The following is a 16,731-nucleotide window of genomic DNA, read 5'->3' on the forward strand; positions in this document are numbered from 1 at the left end:
GCCATGGCCTCGATCTACGACATCAAGCCCGCGTTCCAAAACCTGTTGCGCCCGCTGACCCGCGCGCTGGCCGGCGCCGGCGTCACCGCCAATCAGGTCACCGTCGCGGCGGCGGCGCTTTCCGCCGCTGTCGGCGCCTGCATCTGGCTTTGGCCAGCGGCCCGCTGGCCGTTGCTGCTGCTCCCGGGATTCCTGTTTGTGCGCATGGCCCTCAACGCCATCGACGGTATGCTGGCGCGCGAGCACAACATGAAGTCCCGCCTCGGCGCCGTGCTGAACGAGATCGGCGACGTGCTGGCCGACACCGCGCTCTACCTGCCGCTGGCCGGCGTGGCTGGTTTCTCTCCGTGGCTGGTGGTCGTCATCACCATCCTCGCCATCGTCAGCGAAATGACCGGCGTCGTCGCCGTGCAGATCGGCGCCTCGCGTCGCTACGACGGCCCGATGGGCAAGAGCGACCGGGCTTTCGTGTTCGGCCTGCTGACCCTGCTGCTCGGCCTCGGCGTGCCCCCGGGTGACTGGCTGCTCTGGGCGCAGGTGCTGGTCGGGGCGCTCCTGGTGGTCACGATCATGCGCCGCGCCCGCCGGGCGCTGGCGGAGGCCGGATGAGCGCGGCTCCCGGATGCGGCGCACGCTGGCTCGCTTTCGGCTGGGGGCTGGCCGAAGCGACGTTCTTTTTTGTCGTACCGGACGTTTTGAGCAGCCGGCTGGTCCTGCGGGACCCAAAGGCCGGGTTCGCCGCCTGCCTCTGGAGCCTGGCGGGGGCACTGCTGGGCGGAGGCGGGCTGTTCATTCTCGGCCGGAATCCGGCAACTGCCGACGTGCTGCTGCGCGCCTTCGACCTGATTCCGGGCATACAACCGGCCCTGATGGCCGAGGCCCGCAGCGGTCTGGAGCAATCCGGCGCCTCCGCCCTGTTCGCCGGCTTTATCGGCGGCATTCCCTACAAACTCTACGCCGTCCAAGCGGCGGGCACAGGGATGGGCCTGCCGATGTTCCTGGCGGCCTCGGCGGCAGCCCGGCTGAGCCGGTTCCTGCTGAGCACCACCTTGGCCTGGGGAATCGGCCGCCTTTGGCTGCACAAACTGGCCCCCGCCGCCCTGTTACGTGTCCATGCCGCCGGCTGGTGCGCCTTCTACGCGGTCTATTTCTGGCGCATGGGTCTGTAGCCCAAGGTTAGTCCTTGCCAAGGCACGCGCCGATTTGCACCGTGACCCTTTTCTCACTGCAAACGCGTCCGCCCGAAATGAACCAGAACATCCGCAATATCGCGATCATCGCCCACGTTGACCACGGCAAGACCACGCTCGTGGACAAGCTCCTCCAGGAGGGCGGTGTCTACCGCGCCAACCAGCAGGTCCAGGAGCGCGCCATGGACTCCATGGACCTCGAAAAGGAGAAGGGCATCACGATCAAGGCCAAGAACACCTCGGTCCACTGGGGCGACAAGATCATCAACATCCTCGACACCCCCGGCCACGCCGACTTCGGCGGCGAGGTCGAGCGCGCCCTCCGCATGGTGGACGGCGTGCTCCTCGTGATCGACGCCTATGACGGCCCCCAGGCCCAGACCCGCTTCGTGCTCCGCAAGGCCCTCGCCCACGGCCTCAAGGTCGTGATCGTGATCAACAAGATCGACCGCGACAACGCCGACCCGGTGAAGATGTATGACAAGGTTCTGGAGCTCCTCATGGAGCTCAACGCCACCGAGGAGCAGTTCGACGCCCCCGTGGTTTACGGCTCCGGACGCGACGGCTACATGATGTATAAGCTCGGCGACCGGAAGGAGAACATGACGCCTCTCTTCCAGACGATCATCGACCACGTCCCGCCGCCGTTCGCCAAGCCCGACAATCCTTTCCACATGCTCGTCTCCAACATCGATTGGAGCGACTACGTGGGCCGTATTGCTGTCGGCAAGATCCTCGGCGGCACCATCAAGGTCGGCGACCCGGTCTTCGTCCTGCGCCACGCCGAGAACGGCAAAAAGATCCGCGCCAAGATCACCAAGATTTTCGAATTCACCGGCCTCGGCCAGCGCGAGGTGGATGTCGCCCATGCCGGCAACATCATCGGCCTCTCCGGCTTCGAGGACGTGGACATCGGCGACACCCTCGATATCCGCGAGGACGCCCATCCCCTGCCCTTCCAGCAGATCGATCCGCCGACCCTCGAGATGCAGTTCTCCGTCAACGACGGCCCGCTCGTCGGCCAGGAAGGCAAGCTCGTCACCTCGCGCCAGCTGCGCGAGCGCCTGATGCGCGAGCTCAAGGTCAACGTTTCCATCCAGATCGAGGACTCCGACAAGGCCGGCGTGTTCAACGTCAAGGCCCGCGGCGCCATGCAGGTGGCCGTGCTGGTCGAGACGATGCGCCGCGAGGGCTTCGAGCTCCTCGTGTCCCGCCCGACCGTCATCGAACGCAAGGGTCCGAACGGCGAGCGCCTCGAGCCCTACGAGACCGTGTGGGTCGAGGTGCCCGACGAGTGCGTCGGCGTCGTCATGCAAAACCTGGCCAACCGCAAGGGCCGCCTGACCAACATGGAGAAGCTGGCGCACTCCACGATGATCGAGGCCGTCATCACCACCCGTGGCCTCATCGGCATGGAGATCGACGTCGTCAACGCCACCAGCGGCCGAGGCGTCACCAGCCATCTCTTCAAGGAGTACGGCCCCTACGCCGGCGAGGTGCTCACCCGCATCACCGGCACGCTCATCGCGACCGAAGCCGGCGAGACCACCTCTTACGCCCTCGTCATGTGCCAGGAGCGCGGCAAGCTCTTCGTCAACCCCGGCGAGCTCGTCTATGAGGGCATGATCGTCGGCGAGAATCCCCGCAACGAGGACATCGCCATCAACGCCGTCCGCGAGAAGAAGCTCACCAACTTCCGTTCCCAGGGCGAAGGCGTCGCCGCCGGCCTCACGCCCGCGACCAAGCTCTCGCTCGAGCGCTCGATCGAATACATCGCCGCCGACGAGCTCTTGGAGGTCACGCCGAAGAACCTGCGCCTCCGCAAACGCATCCTCAACAACGCCGCCCGCCAGAAGGCGGTAAAGCAGTCGAAGCAGGGCGACGAGTAAGCCGCCCCCGTCACTTCCGAGCCCGCGTCTTTCCGACGCGGGCTTTTTTGTGCACTGACATGAAAGCGGCTGGCGGGACGGTCAGTCCCGCCGGCATGCGCGCCACGTTCCCACTCTGCAGGGTTGATAGTGCCACATCCACTTTCAACCGGGGCGAGGGTGCCCCGGTTCCAGTTTCAACTCCTCCGCAATGTACGCCTCAGTGCGCCGCCGCTCCGGTGCCAATGGCTTCGGTCTCGCGCTCAATCTCCGCGGCTTTCTTCAGGCCGTGAGCGCTGGATTTGCCGGTGAGCTTCACACACAGCTTGTCCATCAGGATGTAAACAATCGGAATGACGTAGAGCGTGATGCCGGTGGCCAGCGTGAGTCCACCGACCACGACGATGCCCATCGGATTGCGGGTCTCGGCGCCGGCGCCTTGCGCGAAGGCGATCGGCACCGCGCCGAGCACGGTGGAGATGGACGTCATCAGGATCGGCCGGAAACGGATCGTCGCCGCCTCGAAGGCCGCCTCCGCGGCCGCGACACCCTTCTCCACCTGGAGCTGGTTCGCGAACTCCACGATCAGGATGCCGTTCTTGGCCACGAGGCCGATCAGCATGATGAGACCGAAGCGCGAGAAGAGGTTGTCCGTCATCGGCACGCCCCAGAAGCGGGTGCAGTAGAGCACCAGCAGGCCGCCGGCGATGGCGATGAACACGCCGGTGAAAATCGTGGCCGGATGGATCCACGACTCAAACTGCGCCGCGAGGATCAGGAAGGTGAAGAGCAGCGCCAGCGCGAAGAGGATGATCGTGTCGTTGCCACTTTCGACAAACTCGCGCGTCTCGCCATCCCACGCAAAGGTGTAGCCGGAGGGCAGTTTCTGCCGCGCGAGCTCCTCCATAAAAACCACGCCGTCGCCGATCGTCTTGCCCTCGGCCATCTGGGCCGTGACGGTGACCGCACGCAGGCGGTTGAAATGCGGGTAGCTCTCGGGGACGGTGTTCTCGGACCAGCTCACGACGTTGCTGAGCTGCACCAGCACGCCGTCGGTCGAGCGCACGTAGAGGCGCGCGAGGTCGCTGGGCGTGGCGCGGTTCTCGTCGGTCACCTGCACCATGACGTAATACTGCTGGTTGCCGCGCTGGAACTCGGTCACGCGGCGGCCGCCGAGCAGCGACTCGAGCGTGGAGGCGATGGCGCTGACCGGGACCTTGAGATCGGCGGCCTTGGCGCGGTCGATGTTCACGTCGAGCTGCGGCTTGCTGGGCGAGGGATCGACGCGCGGCTGGATGAATTGGCCGCTCTCGCGCATGGAGACGAGCATCGCGGCGCCGAGGCGTTGCAACTCGGCGAAATCGCTGCCCAGCAGCACGAGGGCCACGCCGCTGCTGCCGCCGCGCGGGCCGCGGCCGAAGGGCCGCACCGGGCTGGCGATGGCCTGCCCGCCGGTGATCTCCTTCTGGAACTTGCGGCGCAGGTCGGCCACGATCTGCTGCGTCTTGCGCTCGCGCTCCTCCCACGGCTTGAGCGTGGCGAACACGAAGGCCCGCCCGCCGTCGCCCGTGCGGTGGAAGGTGCGGTCGATCTCCGGGATCTGCAGGATCATCTGCTCCATATCGTAGGAGTAGGTGCGCAGGTAGTCGGGCGTGGCGCCGATGGGCGCCGTGAGGTTGGCGGTGAAGATGCCGCGGTCCTCGATCGGTGTCAGTTCGCGCTGGAGCTGGGTATAGAGCCAGAGGCCGGCGGCGGTGAACAGCAGCGCCGCCAGCAGCACCAGGGGCTTGAAGCGCAGCGAGCCGCGCAAGGAGCGTTCGAAGAGGCCGTTGAGCCACACGAAGAACGGCTCCGTCTTGTTGTAGAACCAGCCGTGCTGGGCCTTGCCGTCCACGACCTTGGCCTTGAGCACCCGCGAGCAGAGCATCGGCGTGAGCGTGAGCGCCACGAAGGCCGACACCAGCACCGAGACCGCGAGCGTGATGCCGAACTCGAAGAACAGGCGCCCCGTCTGGCCGCTCTGGAACGCCACCGGCAGGAACACGGCCGCGAGTGTGAGCGTGGTGGCGATGACCGCGAAGGCCACCTGCCGCGCGCCGAAGATCGCCGCATGGATGGGGCCCTCGCCCTCCTCGATGCGACGGTAGATGTTTTCCAGCATCACGATGGCGTCGTCCACCACGAGGCCGACCGCCAGCACCAGCGCGAGCAGGGTCAGCGTGTTGATCGTGAACCCGAGCGCCTGCATCACGGCGAAGGAGCCGATGATGGAAACCGGGATGGCCACGAGCGGCACCATCGTGGCGCGCCAGTCGCGCAGGAAGAGGAAGATCATCAGCACCACCAGCACCGCGGCCTCCCAGAGCGTCTTGTAAACCTCGCGCACCGAGCGGTCCACGAACACGGAGCTGTCGAAGCCCACGTTCACGCCGACGCCCTCGGGCAGGTCGGACTGGATGAGCGGGATCATGGCCTTGGCGCCGTTGGCCACGTCGAGCAGGTTGGCCTGCGACTGCCGCAGCACCTGCACGCCGACCGACGGCTTGCCCTTGAAATAAGTCTCGGAGCGGTATTCCTCGGAGCCCAGCTCCACCCGGCCGACGTCGGCGAACTTCACCTGGTGGCCGCCGCGGGTGGCGAGCACAAGGTTCTCGAACTCGGACACCATCGTCATGCGGCCCTCGATGCGCACCGGGAACTCGCGGGCGCTCGACTCGATGCGGCCACCGGGAATCTCCACGTTCTGCTGGCGCAGGGCGGATTCGACGTCACCCACCGTGAGCTGGTGCGCCGCGAGGCGGTCGCTGTCCACCCACAGGCGCATGGCGTAACGCGGGCCGCGGATATTGACGGAGCCCACGCCGGGAATCGTCTGCAGGCGCTGGATCGCCACGCGCTCGACCATCTCGCGCAGCTCGAGGCGGCTGTAGCGCTCGGAATTGAAAACCAGGGTGATGACCGGCGACGAATCGGCGTCGGCCTTCGTCACCTGCGGTTCCTCGATCTCGTCGGGCAGCCGGCTGCGTGCGCGGCTCACGCGGTCGCGCACGTCGTTGGCCGCCTCGTCCACGTCGCGGCCGACGTTGAACTCGACCGTGATGCGCGAATATTCCTCCTGGGACTCCGAGCGGATGACCCGGATGCCGTCGATGGAGGCCACCTCTCGCTCCAGCGGCTCGGTGATCTTGCTCTCGACCACCTCGGCCGAGGCGCCGCGATAGCTCGTGTCCACCGTGACGATGGGCGAATCGATCAGCGGGTATTCGCGCACGGGCAGCCGCTCGAAACTCAGCAGGCCGATCAGGACCACCAATATCGAGGCAACCAGAGCGACCACCGGTCGGCGGATGGAAACGTCGGACAGGATCATGAACCGCCTCCCACGCGAAATTCCTCCCGCAACGGCCGCGGCTCCAGCTTCATGCCCGGGTAAAGGATCAGTGCGCCCACACCGGAGGCCACCACGCTCTGCTGGTCGGCCAAGCTGCCTTCCTTGAGCGATTGGATTTCCACCAGCCCGCGCTCGCGCAAGCCGAGTTGAACCGGCACCTCCTCAGCCACGTTGGCACCATCCCGTGAGCGGACGGCGACCACGAAGGTGCCGCCCGGCTTCACGAGGATCGCACCCTCGGGCACGGTCAGGGCGCCGCGCCGCACCTGCAACACGATGTCGATGTTGGCGAACATGCCGGGTTTCAGCCCCGGCACCTCGGCACCCAACCAGCCCTTGACCTGGCTGGACCGAGAAGCTCGCTCAATGATCGAGGAGCTGAAATAAACCTCGCCCTCGGTCCGCACATCACCGGAGGGCGTCTGGGCGCGGAGCGTGAACTTCGAGCCGGGCTTCACGCGCTCAACGAAGCGCTCCGGTACTTGGAACTCCACCTTCAGGCGGCTCAGGTCGTCGATGGTCGTGATGCTGGTGCTGGCCGTGACGTAGTCGCCCGGCGAGACCGTGCGCGCGCCCGCGATGCCGGCAAAGGGCGCCTTGATCTCCATCTTGGCGAGCCGCACCTGCAGCAGCTGCAACTCCGCTTGGGCGGAGGCGAACTCCGAGCGCGTGCGATCCGCCTCGGCCTGCGACATCGAGCGGGCCTGCGTGAGGTCCTCGCTGCGCTTGAGGTTGAGCTCAGTCAGCTTGAAACGGGCCTCGGCCTGCGCGAGTTGCGCCCGCAGTTCCGAGTCGTCGATGCGAAGGAGCACCTGGTCCTTCACAACCGGGTGGCCCTCCTCGAAGAGCACGGCGCGGACCTGCCCCGCGATCTCGGCGCGGATCTGGGCTGTCTCGTTGGGTGCCAGGGACCCGACCAGCGAGAGCGTCTCGACCAAGTCACGGCGGACCACCGGAGCAACCTCGACGGGCTGGATTTGGGCCGCGGCGGAAGCGGCGGCGGGACTGGCGGCTTTCTTTCCGCAACCGCTCAAGACGAGCGCGGCGACGGACAAGAGGGGGGTGAGCAGGGCTAACCTCATGCGGGACCCACTCTTTCCACAAAGCCAGCTGGCGCAAGTGACAATCAGTCACAGAACCAAACTTATCCCGGAAACCTGTGACCAGCGCGCAGCGTCACCTTAAGTTCGGCGACGGAGGCCGGCAAGAACCCAGCGTGAAGCAATCCGGGGCGAGGGCGCCCCGGCCCCTTTTTCAAGGCGTCCTCAACCGATCACCGCGGCATAGCCGGCGGCGTCGAGCAGGGCGGCCACGGCGGCCGCATCGGCGACCTGGAGCTTCAGCATCCAGCCGTCGGCGTAGGGCGAGGCATTGACCTTCTCGGGATTCGCATCGAGGGCTTGGTTGACCTCGAGCACCGTGCCGGCAACCGGCGCATAGACGTCGGAGGCGGCCTTGACCGACTCGACGACGCCGAAGGTTTCACCGGCCTTGAGCGCGGCGCCGACCTTGGGCAGCTGAACAAAAGTGATGTCACCGAGACTGTTCTGGGCGTAGTCGGTGATACCGACCAGCGCGGTGCCGTCGGCGGCGAGTTTAACCCATTCGTGGGACTTGGCGTAACGGAGATCGGCGGGAATGTTGCTCATCGGTGTGTTAGCTTTTCTTTAGCGGCACGAACGGCGGCTTGACCAGTTGCAAATTCAGTTTTGTCCCGCGCACGTCCACGGCCAGCGGCTGCGTGGCGGCGGCCGCCTCGACAAGGGCCGAGCCGATGGCTTCGTTAAGAATGGGCGACAGCGTGCCCGAGACCACGCGACCGACCGTCGCCCCGGAGGCATCGAGCACGGATGATTCGGCGCGAATGATGCGGCGGTCGCCGGTCTTGAAAAACACGATCTTCTTGGCCGGCCCTTTGGCTTTCTCGGCCGCCAGCACGTCGGAGCCCACGAATGGCCCCTTGTCGAATTTGACCACCCAACCCAACCCCGCCGTGAGCGGGCTGATGTCCTGGGTGATTTCGTGGCCGTAGAGCGGAAACCCGGCTTCGAGCCGCAACGAGTCGCGCGCGCCCAGCCCGGCCAGTTCGAGCCCGAGCGGCACACCCGCGGCAAGGACGGCCTCGGCGAGCTTCTCCACGTCGCCCGCAGCGCAATAGAGCTCCACGCCGTCCTCGCCGGTGTAGCCGGTGCGCGAGATGATGCATTTCACACCGGCCACCTCGCCGTCGGCGAAGTGGTAATATTTGATGCCCGCGAGATCGCTGTTCGTAAGTATCTGCACGATGCCGACAGCCAGCGGTCCTTGGACCGCCAGCTGGCCGTAATCCGCCGAGCGGTCGGTCACGGTGCAGTTGAAAGCCTTCGCCTGCTCCTGCATCCACGCAATGTCCTTGGTGATGTTGCCGGCGTTGATGCAGAGAAAGTAGTCGTCGGGCCCGCGCATATAGACGAGCAGGTCGTCCACCACGCCGCCGTTCGGGTAGCACATGACCGTGTAGAGCACGCGACCCGGGAAAAGCTTGCTACAGTCGTTGGACACGAGGCGTTGCAGGAACTTGAGCGCCTCGGGACCCTTCACGTCGGCCTCGCCCATGTGACTCACGTCGAACAGGCCCGCGCGCTGGCGCACGGCCTTGTGCTCCTCGAGGATGCTCCGGTATTGGACCGGCATGTCCCAGCCGGCGAAGTCCACCATGCGACCGCCGTGACGACGGTGAAACGCGTTAAGGGGGGTGATCTGCGGAGCGCTCATGGAGTGACGAAGCCAGCGCCGCCCGCCCGTCGCAAGGCAACATTGGCCGCCGCCTCGGGTCATTAAGCCGCATTGTGGACGGGAAAGAGATTGTTTCACCCACCCGATTCCCGCCTACTCTGCGATCTTCGTCCTCCGACCTCCGTGTTCAGCCCTCTGTCCTCCGTCCTCGGTCTTCCGTCCCCCGCCCTCCCGCTCGCCCAGTGGGTGCACACGCCGCATCCGTTCCTGATCCAGTTCGGCGAGAATTTCGGCCTCCGCTACTACGGCCTCGCCTACCTGCTCGGTTTCGCGGGCGCCGCCTGGTTGTTGCACCGCTACCACCGCACGGGGCGCTCCTCGGTCGGGCCGGACGCCATCTGGGACCTGATGACCTACCTGATCGCGGGCGTGCTTGTCGGCGGACGCCTCGGCTACTTCCTGTTCTACCAGCCCGGCTCACTGCTGCGCGAACCGCTCGCGCTCTTCCGCGTGTGGGAAGGCGGCATGGCCAGCCACGGCGGCTTTCTCGGCGTGACCCTCGCTCTGGTGATCTTCGCCCGCCGGCACCGCGTGGGGTTCCTCCACCTCGGCGACCTGATCGTCAGCACCGTGCCGCTTGGCCTCGGGCTCGGCCGCCTGGCCAACTTCCTCAACGGCGAACTCTGGGGCAAGGCGACCGACGCGTCGTGGGCCGTGGTTTTCTCCGCCACCGGCGGCGGCAATGTCCCGCGCCACCCCTCCCAGCTCTACGAAGCCGCGCTCGAGGGCTTCCTGCTGCTCGCCTACGTGCAGACCCGCTTGTGGAAATCCGACGTCGTGCGGCAGCAACCCGGCCGCCTCGCCGGTGAATTCCTGTTTGGCTACGCCCTCGCCCGCGTCGTGTGCGAACTCTTCCGCGAACCCGACGCAGGCGTCTCCCTCATCCTCGGCCTGAGCCGCGGCACCTTCTATTCCCTCTTCCTGGCCGCCGCCGGCGTGGCGCTGATGGTTTACGCCCGCCGTTCAATTCGATCCGGCAGCAGTCGCCCCTGAGTCGCCTGATCCGTTCGCCGACCTGCCAAAAACCGGCGGCTGATGAATCAGGGATTGAATTTCGGGCCGCAAACCGGCCACTTTAATTCACGGGCCGCCACACTGAACTGTCATGCTTATCAATATCGTCCTGTTGTTTCTCGTCTTCGGGGCCACGAAGAAAAAATTCAATCCTTACGCCGCAGCCGCCACTCTCGGAGCCGTCAAAGGAGGGCTCTATTTTCTGGCCAGCCAAAGCCTGCTTCTCGCGGCTGTCGCCTTCGGACTGTTTGGGGGCCTGGCCGCCGCGTTGGTCTTCCTGCTCGCGCAGCTGGATCGAAAGGAACTTTCGGAGGATCCCTACCCCAAGTATGGCGGGCTCAGGAAATCGAATTTCAAGTGGGAGTATGTTCCTCTCTCGGTGATCGTCCTGTGCCTGATATTTGGCGAATTCTTCGCCTCGCTTTTCCTGGGCTTGGGCAGGAGCTGAGCGCGGCCAACCGCTTTGCTGGAAAAACGCCCGATTGCGCTCACGCCCGTTCGCCGCGCAGCACGCGGTCCACGGTGTCGGTAAAGTCGGAAACGTCGTAGGGCTTGGAAATCATTCCGCGGAATCCGTGGGCCTGGTAGTTGGCGAGCACGAGGTCGTTGGAGTAGCCGCTGGAGACGATGGCCTTCACGTTTGGATCGAGGCGGAGCAACTGCTCCATCGTTTCCCGGCCGCCCATTCCGCCCGGGATCGTGAGGTCGAGGATCACGAGATCGAAGGGCTGGCCGGCCTCGCGGGCGGCCGTGTAGTCGCGCAGGGCCGCGGCCCCGTCGGCGACCGCCGTCACCTGGCAACCATGGCGCCGGAGAACCGAGACGGCGAGATCCCGGATAAAGGCTTCGTCGTCCATGACCAACACCCGCACGCGGCCGTTGGCTTTGCCCGCTTCGGCCGACAGCACCGGCACGGAGGGGACCACGGCGCCGGCGGCAGCAGCGGGCAGCCAGATATGGAAAGTGGTGCCGCGTCCAAGGGTGGATTCCGCGGTCACATGACCGGCATGCTTTTTCACGATCGAATGCACGGTCGCCAGGCCCAGACCGCTGCCTTGTTTCTTGGTCGTGAAATAGGGATCGAAGATGCGGGCGAGGTCACCCGTGGGGATGCCCGGCCCGTGGTCCGCGATGTCGAGCCGCACATAGCGACCCGGAGCCAGCACCCCGGCGAACTCCGTGCTCACCTCGCGGTTGGAGAGGCTTATCTCCACCGTGCCGCCCCCGGGCATCGCCTGCATGGCGTTGATCACGATGTTCTGCACCACTTGTCCGATCTGCCCCTTGTCCGCGTCGGCGGCCCAGAGGTCGGCCGGCAGGTCGAAGCGCGGACTGACCTTGGAGCCGCGCAGGGCGAACTCGGTGACCTCGCGCACGACCTCGGGCAGGGAAACCGCGCTGCGCAGCGGCGCGCCGCCCTTGGCAAAGGTCAGCAGCTGCTGCGTAAGGTCGCGGGCGCGGGCGGCGGCTTTGGCCGCCTGCTCCATCGACTGGGCCGGCTCACCGGTCAGGCCCGCTTCCATGCGCACAAGGGAGATGTTGCCCATCAGCACGGTGAGCAGGTTGTTGAAATCATGGGCGATGCCGCCGGCGAGCAGCCCGAGCGCCTCCAGTTTGCCCGCCCGCGCCAGCTCACCCTGGAGCCGCGCCTCGCGCTCCAGCTGGGCGCGGATCTGCCCGGTCTGATCGCGCACCTGGCGGCGAAGCACGGTGTTCCAACCGAGGAACAGCACGGCGCCGAGGGCGATCAAGCCCGTGAAAGTCAGGATCCGCCCGCGGGTCCACCACGAGGGCGCCGCCAGCAATTGCACATCCGCCGTCTGCCTCAGGTGCAGCCGGAAGCCCGTCGGCCGGCCGGCCTGGTCGAATTCCCGCTCGTGCACTCCGGTCAGACGGAGCCGGGAGCCAACGGACAAAATCTCCAGGGGGGCGCCGGCCGCGTCGTGCTCCTCCAGCACCGCCACAAAGATCAGCTCCCCCGCTTGCATCACGAGGCGCGTAGTGCCGGCAATGCGCACATCGTCGAGCAACTGCCCCTCGATGACCACCAGTTGCCCGTCGCGCGCCTGCATGCCGGTGGCGTCATGGGCGACCTTGGCCGGCACGGGCGCCCCCGACTCCCCGGTTCTCCGGATCACCGCATCGCGCAGCACAATCCGACCGGATTGCCTGCCTAAAAATCCGACGGCCTCCGCACGATCGCCCGCCCGCAGGGTGTCCCCCGTCCCCGACCACACCAACAGGCTCTGGCCTGCGTCCTCCAGCCAGACGGATTTCCCCGCATCGTGATGCAGCACCACCCCGCCCACGCGCACCCGGCGGTTGAAACTTTGCACGGTCTCGAACTGGCCCAAACTGGCCAGCGGACGCTGCGGCACCGTGAAGGGATCCGCCGGGGCCGGCTCCTCCACATGCACGTAGGCGATGCCGGGCACCCACAGCGAGATGCCGGTGAGACGCCGCCGTTCATCGGCCTTCGCCGTGCACACGCCATGCACGCGGATCACGGAGCCGATCATGGAAGAAACATCCTCGGTGGCGGGCAACACCGCGATGAAATCACTGGTCGCTGTCGCGAGTTCGAGCCGCTTCCACCCTTCGGTCTGGTGCACGCGGCGCAGATAGCCGCGCATCTCCACCCATTGGGCTTCCTCGACCCCGCTCAGTGCGTGTTCCACCGAGACCGAGCGCGCCAAGGGGAGCACGGCGTCGCTGACCCGCTGGAAGCGGCTCGCCACCACCACCGGCGCGAATTCACCCATGGCGGTCACGCCCTCGATCTCCACGTTGCGCCCGGGAGAACGGACCATGGAGTCGGAGGCGCCGCGCATGATCTGGATGCCTCCGCTGGAATCGGCGATGAAGAAGAACGGCGAATTGGGATGCGACCAGGTCACGACCCCGGTCAACCTGACCGGGCGACCCGCGGCCGCCTCTTCGGCCGGAAGACCATGCACTTCGGCAGCAAGCCCGAGCGGACGATCACTGGCCGGGGCCGTCACATTTGGTGAGCGGGCGGACAGCCGGAAAAAGCCTGCTTCCAAGCGCCAGTTCGGACCGTCGGTACTGGGGTAACCCACGGCTTCAATGACATCGCCGACCGCGAGCGGCCGTATCTGACCGGTCATGATGTCCACCTGGCCACTGCCGTCGCGGATCCGCACGTAGCGGCCAACCTCACGGGCAATGACCGAACCCGTCACCCGCATCAGCTGGTCCGTCGGTCGGCCGCGTAAACTGCCGATCGGGACCGCCGGCAGCTGGAAGGCGGGGTTCTCGTCGAGATGACCCACGGTCTCAATCCGGGAGAAGTCAGCGACCATGATCTCCAGTCCGTCCAGATGACCATCGGTGCCAATCTTGGCATTATACACCCCCACCACCCGGATGCGCCGGTCGATCAGGTCGGGTGTGGAAGTCGTGGGCGACATCTGCACCCAACAGCCGACGCTCAAGCCATCCACCGAGAGCGACATTTGCATGTGGGTTTCATCCACCCGCCGGACCCAGTCCACGTAGCCCTCAAGCGCGACGTATTTGCGGATGAATTTCGCGTGATTGCGAATCTCCTTGGTGCAGTCCAGCGGCTGCAGGGGCGGCGCGTCCCGGCGCGTCACCTCAGCATGCTCGAATGAGACATCCAGGCTGGGCGGCAGAAACTGTCCGCGGACCAGGATCGCTTCGCCCGCCCGGAAGGGATAGGCATTATTGCCATAAGGAACATAGGCCGCCTCGCCCTCGTCGTCCTGCACAAAAAGCATCCGCCAGCTGGGGTCGGCATCGATATAAGTGACCGTGCAGGCCAGCTCGAAGTCGACTGGCTGCGCCTTTCGTTCAACCGGGAGCAACCAATACTGCCGGATGCTGGTCACCTCCGGCTTTTCGCCGGTCGGCGCGGCCCAAAGTGCGCCCGCGCTGATTCCCGCCACGGCTGGCAACAGCCGTAGAAAGTGAAGCAGAAGGACGCCGGCGAGATGATTAAGCCGGAACATGAGAGGTGGGGTGGACCAAACTGACTGGATAGACCTATATCGGAACAAACCGACGGAGCGAAAGCCGATATTGGCCGGCAACGCAAACCTCTGCCGCCAACCGGACAATCCGGCCCTAGTCCAAAACTTCCAGCTCACTGCGTGCCGCCGATCGCAGACGATCCATCACAGCCTGCACGGTTTCCCGCGTGGGTCCTTCCACCAGCAGCCGCAGCTTGGGCTCCGTCCCCGAATACCTCACCAAGACCCGTCCGCGTGCGCCCAACTCCGACTCAACCTGGCGGATGGTGCCGGTCAAACCCGGCAAAGTATCCAGCGGCTTCTTCTCCCGGACTTTCAAAGCCAGTGTGAGTTGCGGGAACTTGACGAGCACCCGGCGCAACACGGAGAGCGGGTGGCCGGTCGCGAGCATCACCTCGATGACCTTGAGCGCAGCCACCAAGCCGTCACCGGTCGGCGAAACTTCCGAGCAGATGATGTGGCCGGAGGATTCACCACCCAGGATCGCACCCTCGGCGCGCATGCGCTCAATCACGTAGCGATCCCCGATCGGCGTGCGGGCCACGCGGCCGCCGGCCGCCTCGACCGCGGCCTCGACCCCGAGATTGCTCTGCTGGGTCACGACGAGAAGTTTTTGCGCCAGGCGGCCTTGTTTCAGCGCATGCAGCGCCAACAGCGTGAGAATCTCGTCCCCATCCAACACCTCGCCTTGCTCGTCGCAGAGGATGCAACGGTCACCGTCGCCGTCGTGCGCGATGCCAAGCCGTGCTCCCTGACGCCGGACCAGCTCGGCCAGCTTTTCGGGATGCTCGCTGCCGACCCCGTTGTTGATGTTCCGACCGTCAGGCTCTGCACCGAGCGGAATGACTTCCGCGCCCAATTCGCGCAGCACCCGACCGCTGGTATGGACCGTGGCACCGTTGGCCGTGTCGAGGGCGATCCGCCAACCAGTCAGCCGGGCGGGCAGAAGCTTGGCTGAGGCGGCCAGGTAGTCCGTGATCCCATCCACCGTCTCCAGCGGGCTGGACCGCATTTCGCCCCGTCGGGCGGGCAGGAGCGCCTCGATGCGCGCCTCCTGTTCATCGGTGAGCTTGATGCCGGCGGCCCCGAAAAACTTGATGCCATTGTCGGAGGCGGGATTGTGCGAAGCGGTAACCACCACACCGAGCGCCGCCTTGCGGGCGGACACCGCGCACGCCACGGCCGGCGTCGGCAGAACGCCCAACGTGAACGGCCGGCATCCGCCATGAGCCAAGCCATCGGCCAACGCGCGGGTCAGTGATTCACCCGAAGCGCGCGTATCCCGCCCGATCAACGCCACGGCCCCTTGCGCCGCGCCGTTTTCCCTCAGCCAGCCCGCCACGGCCACGCCGAGGCGCCAGGCAAAGTCTTCATTCATGATGTCGCTGCCGTAAGGCGCGCGAATGCCATCGGTGCCGAAATACTGTCTTTTCATTTCAGGTAAAATTCGCGGGTGGAGGCGATCTTGGCGCGCACGGCGCCGCCGAGCAGGAGCTCCCGCGCCTGCGGGATGCCGGCAGCGATCGCCGGCGTCCGTCCGGCCACATGCAGCGCGACCGCACCATTGAAAACGATCGTGTCCACAAGACCCGCCGGGCCGCGACCGGCAAGAATGGCATCAACCGTGGCCAGATTGGCGGTGACATCGCCGCCGCGCAGGTCGTCGAAGGACGAGGTCGGCAGGCCGAAGGTCTCCGCGCCCCAGATGCCCTGCACCCCGCGCAGGCGGCCGACGCCGCGCACGCGGTTGGGTGTGGCCGTGGTGAGTTCGTCGATGCCCTGCCCTTCCCCGATGACGCCGTGTCCGACGAGCCCCGCGGGCTGGCCAAGCTCCTCCAGGGTGGCGGCCAGTTTATCCACCAGCGGCGCCGCATACACGCCGAGCAGGATGTGCGCGGGACGGCCGGGGTTGATGAGCGGCCCGAGGATGTTGAAGACCGTGCGCCGTCCCTGCGCGGCCAGCTGCTTGCGCACCGGGCCGATGTGCTTGAACGCCGGGTGGTAGTTCGGCGCGAAGAAGAAGGCGTAACCCAATTGCTCGAGCGCGCGGCGCGACTTTTCCGGAGTCGCGGTGATTTCCACGCCGAGGCCCGCCAGCAGATCGGCGCTGCCGCACTTGGAGGTGATGCCGCGGTTCCCATGCTTCATCACAGGCACGCCGGCACTGGCCAGCACCAGCACAACGAGGCTGGAAATATTGAACCCGCCCGCGTGGTCCCCGCCGGTGCCGACGATGTCGATCGCCCGCGGCGCGATGGCTTCGACCCCCGGATTAATGGCCATGGCTCGAAACGCCGAGGCAAAGCCGGCGATCTCCGCGGGCGTCTCGCCTTTGTCGGCCAGGGCGAGCAGAAAGGCGGCCTTCGGTTCGTCGGACACCTCGGGCGAGGCCAGCGCGGCCGCGGCGGCCCGCACTTGTTCGGGATCCAAATCCTGACGAGCTTGCAGGGATAAGGTGAGCGCAGGGAGAGCGGCCATGG

The 16,731-nt window shown here is 66.2% G+C and carries 12 protein-coding genes; 5 read left to right on the top strand and 7 right to left on the bottom strand.

The genetic code is table 11. From position 1 onward, the window contains the following. Positions 1-3: 3 nt before the first annotated feature. From ESB00_RS13000 to typA, 3 genes are all read left to right on the top strand, one after another. Complete coding sequence (locus ESB00_RS13000) at positions 4-609, top strand: CDP-alcohol phosphatidyltransferase family protein (protein ID WP_129048111.1); 606 nt, start codon at positions 4-6, stop codon at positions 607-609. Continuing rightward, positions 606-1,169: a hypothetical protein gene (locus tag ESB00_RS13005; RefSeq protein ID WP_129048112.1), complete on the top strand. Its 564-nt coding sequence runs from the start codon at positions 606-608 to the stop codon at positions 1,167-1,169. The genes ESB00_RS13000 and ESB00_RS13005 overlap by 4 nt, the downstream gene beginning before the upstream one ends. Before the next feature lie 77 nt (positions 1,170-1,246). Then, on the top strand, positions 1,247-3,079 hold the full coding sequence (typA, locus tag ESB00_RS13010; RefSeq protein ID WP_129048113.1) for a translational GTPase TypA: 1,833 nt from the start codon (positions 1,247-1,249) through the stop codon (positions 3,077-3,079). A gap of 199 nt (positions 3,080-3,278) precedes the next feature. Here typA and ESB00_RS13015 read toward each other — a convergent pair whose 3' ends face one another. From ESB00_RS13015 to gcvT, 4 genes are all read right to left on the bottom strand, one after another. Continuing rightward, a complete protein-coding gene (locus ESB00_RS13015; RefSeq protein WP_129048114.1) occupies positions 3,279-6,428 on the bottom strand; it encodes an efflux RND transporter permease subunit in 3,150 nt (1,049 codons plus the stop codon). Beyond that, positions 6,425-7,531, bottom strand: a complete 1,107-nt coding sequence (locus ESB00_RS13020; protein WP_129048115.1) for an efflux RND transporter periplasmic adaptor subunit — start codon at positions 7,529-7,531, stop codon at positions 6,425-6,427. Before ESB00_RS13020 ends, ESB00_RS13015 begins: the two co-directional genes overlap by 4 nt. Before the next feature lie 183 nt (positions 7,532-7,714). Next, complete coding sequence (gcvH, locus tag ESB00_RS13025) at positions 7,715-8,098, bottom strand: glycine cleavage system protein GcvH (protein WP_129048116.1); 384 nt, start codon at positions 8,096-8,098, stop codon at positions 7,715-7,717. A 7-nt stretch (positions 8,099-8,105) separates the two neighbouring features. After that, positions 8,106-9,203, bottom strand: coding sequence for a glycine cleavage system aminomethyltransferase GcvT (gene gcvT / locus ESB00_RS13030; RefSeq protein ID WP_129048117.1), 1,098 nt, complete (start codon positions 9,201-9,203; stop codon positions 8,106-8,108). A 144-nt stretch (positions 9,204-9,347) separates the two neighbouring features. On the opposite strand from gcvT, the gene lgt reads away from it, so the two are divergent. Both lgt and ESB00_RS13040 read left to right on the top strand, forming a co-directional pair. Beyond that, positions 9,348-10,217, top strand: a complete 870-nt coding sequence (gene lgt / locus ESB00_RS13035; protein ID WP_246026479.1) for a prolipoprotein diacylglyceryl transferase — start codon at positions 9,348-9,350, stop codon at positions 10,215-10,217. 133 nt (positions 10,218-10,350) lie between these two features. Then, on the top strand, positions 10,351-10,686 hold the full coding sequence (locus ESB00_RS13040; RefSeq protein ID WP_129048118.1) for a hypothetical protein: 336 nt from the start codon (positions 10,351-10,353) through the stop codon (positions 10,684-10,686). A gap of 40 nt (positions 10,687-10,726) precedes the next feature. Here the strand turns inward: ESB00_RS13040 and ESB00_RS13045 are convergent, their stop codons facing one another. The 3 genes from ESB00_RS13045 to trpD form a co-directional block, all read right to left on the bottom strand. Beyond that, on the bottom strand, positions 10,727-14,230 hold the full coding sequence (locus ESB00_RS13045) for a hybrid sensor histidine kinase/response regulator (RefSeq protein WP_129048119.1): 3,504 nt from the start codon (positions 14,228-14,230) through the stop codon (positions 10,727-10,729). A 115-nt stretch (positions 14,231-14,345) separates the two neighbouring features. Continuing rightward, complete coding sequence (gene glmM, locus ESB00_RS13050) at positions 14,346-15,686, bottom strand: phosphoglucosamine mutase (RefSeq protein WP_129048120.1); 1,341 nt, start codon at positions 15,684-15,686, stop codon at positions 14,346-14,348. Then, the gene (gene trpD, locus ESB00_RS13055) at positions 15,683-16,729 is read right to left on the bottom strand and encodes an anthranilate phosphoribosyltransferase (RefSeq protein ID WP_129048121.1); all 1,047 of its coding nucleotides are present in this window, start codon (positions 16,727-16,729) and stop codon (positions 15,683-15,685) included. The genes glmM and trpD overlap by 4 nt, the downstream gene beginning before the upstream one ends. Positions 16,730-16,731: the final 2 nt, after the last annotated feature.

Source organism: Oleiharenicola lentus (assembly GCF_004118375.1).
GTDB lineage: Bacteria > Verrucomicrobiota > Verrucomicrobiia > Opitutales > Opitutaceae > Lacunisphaera > Lacunisphaera lenta.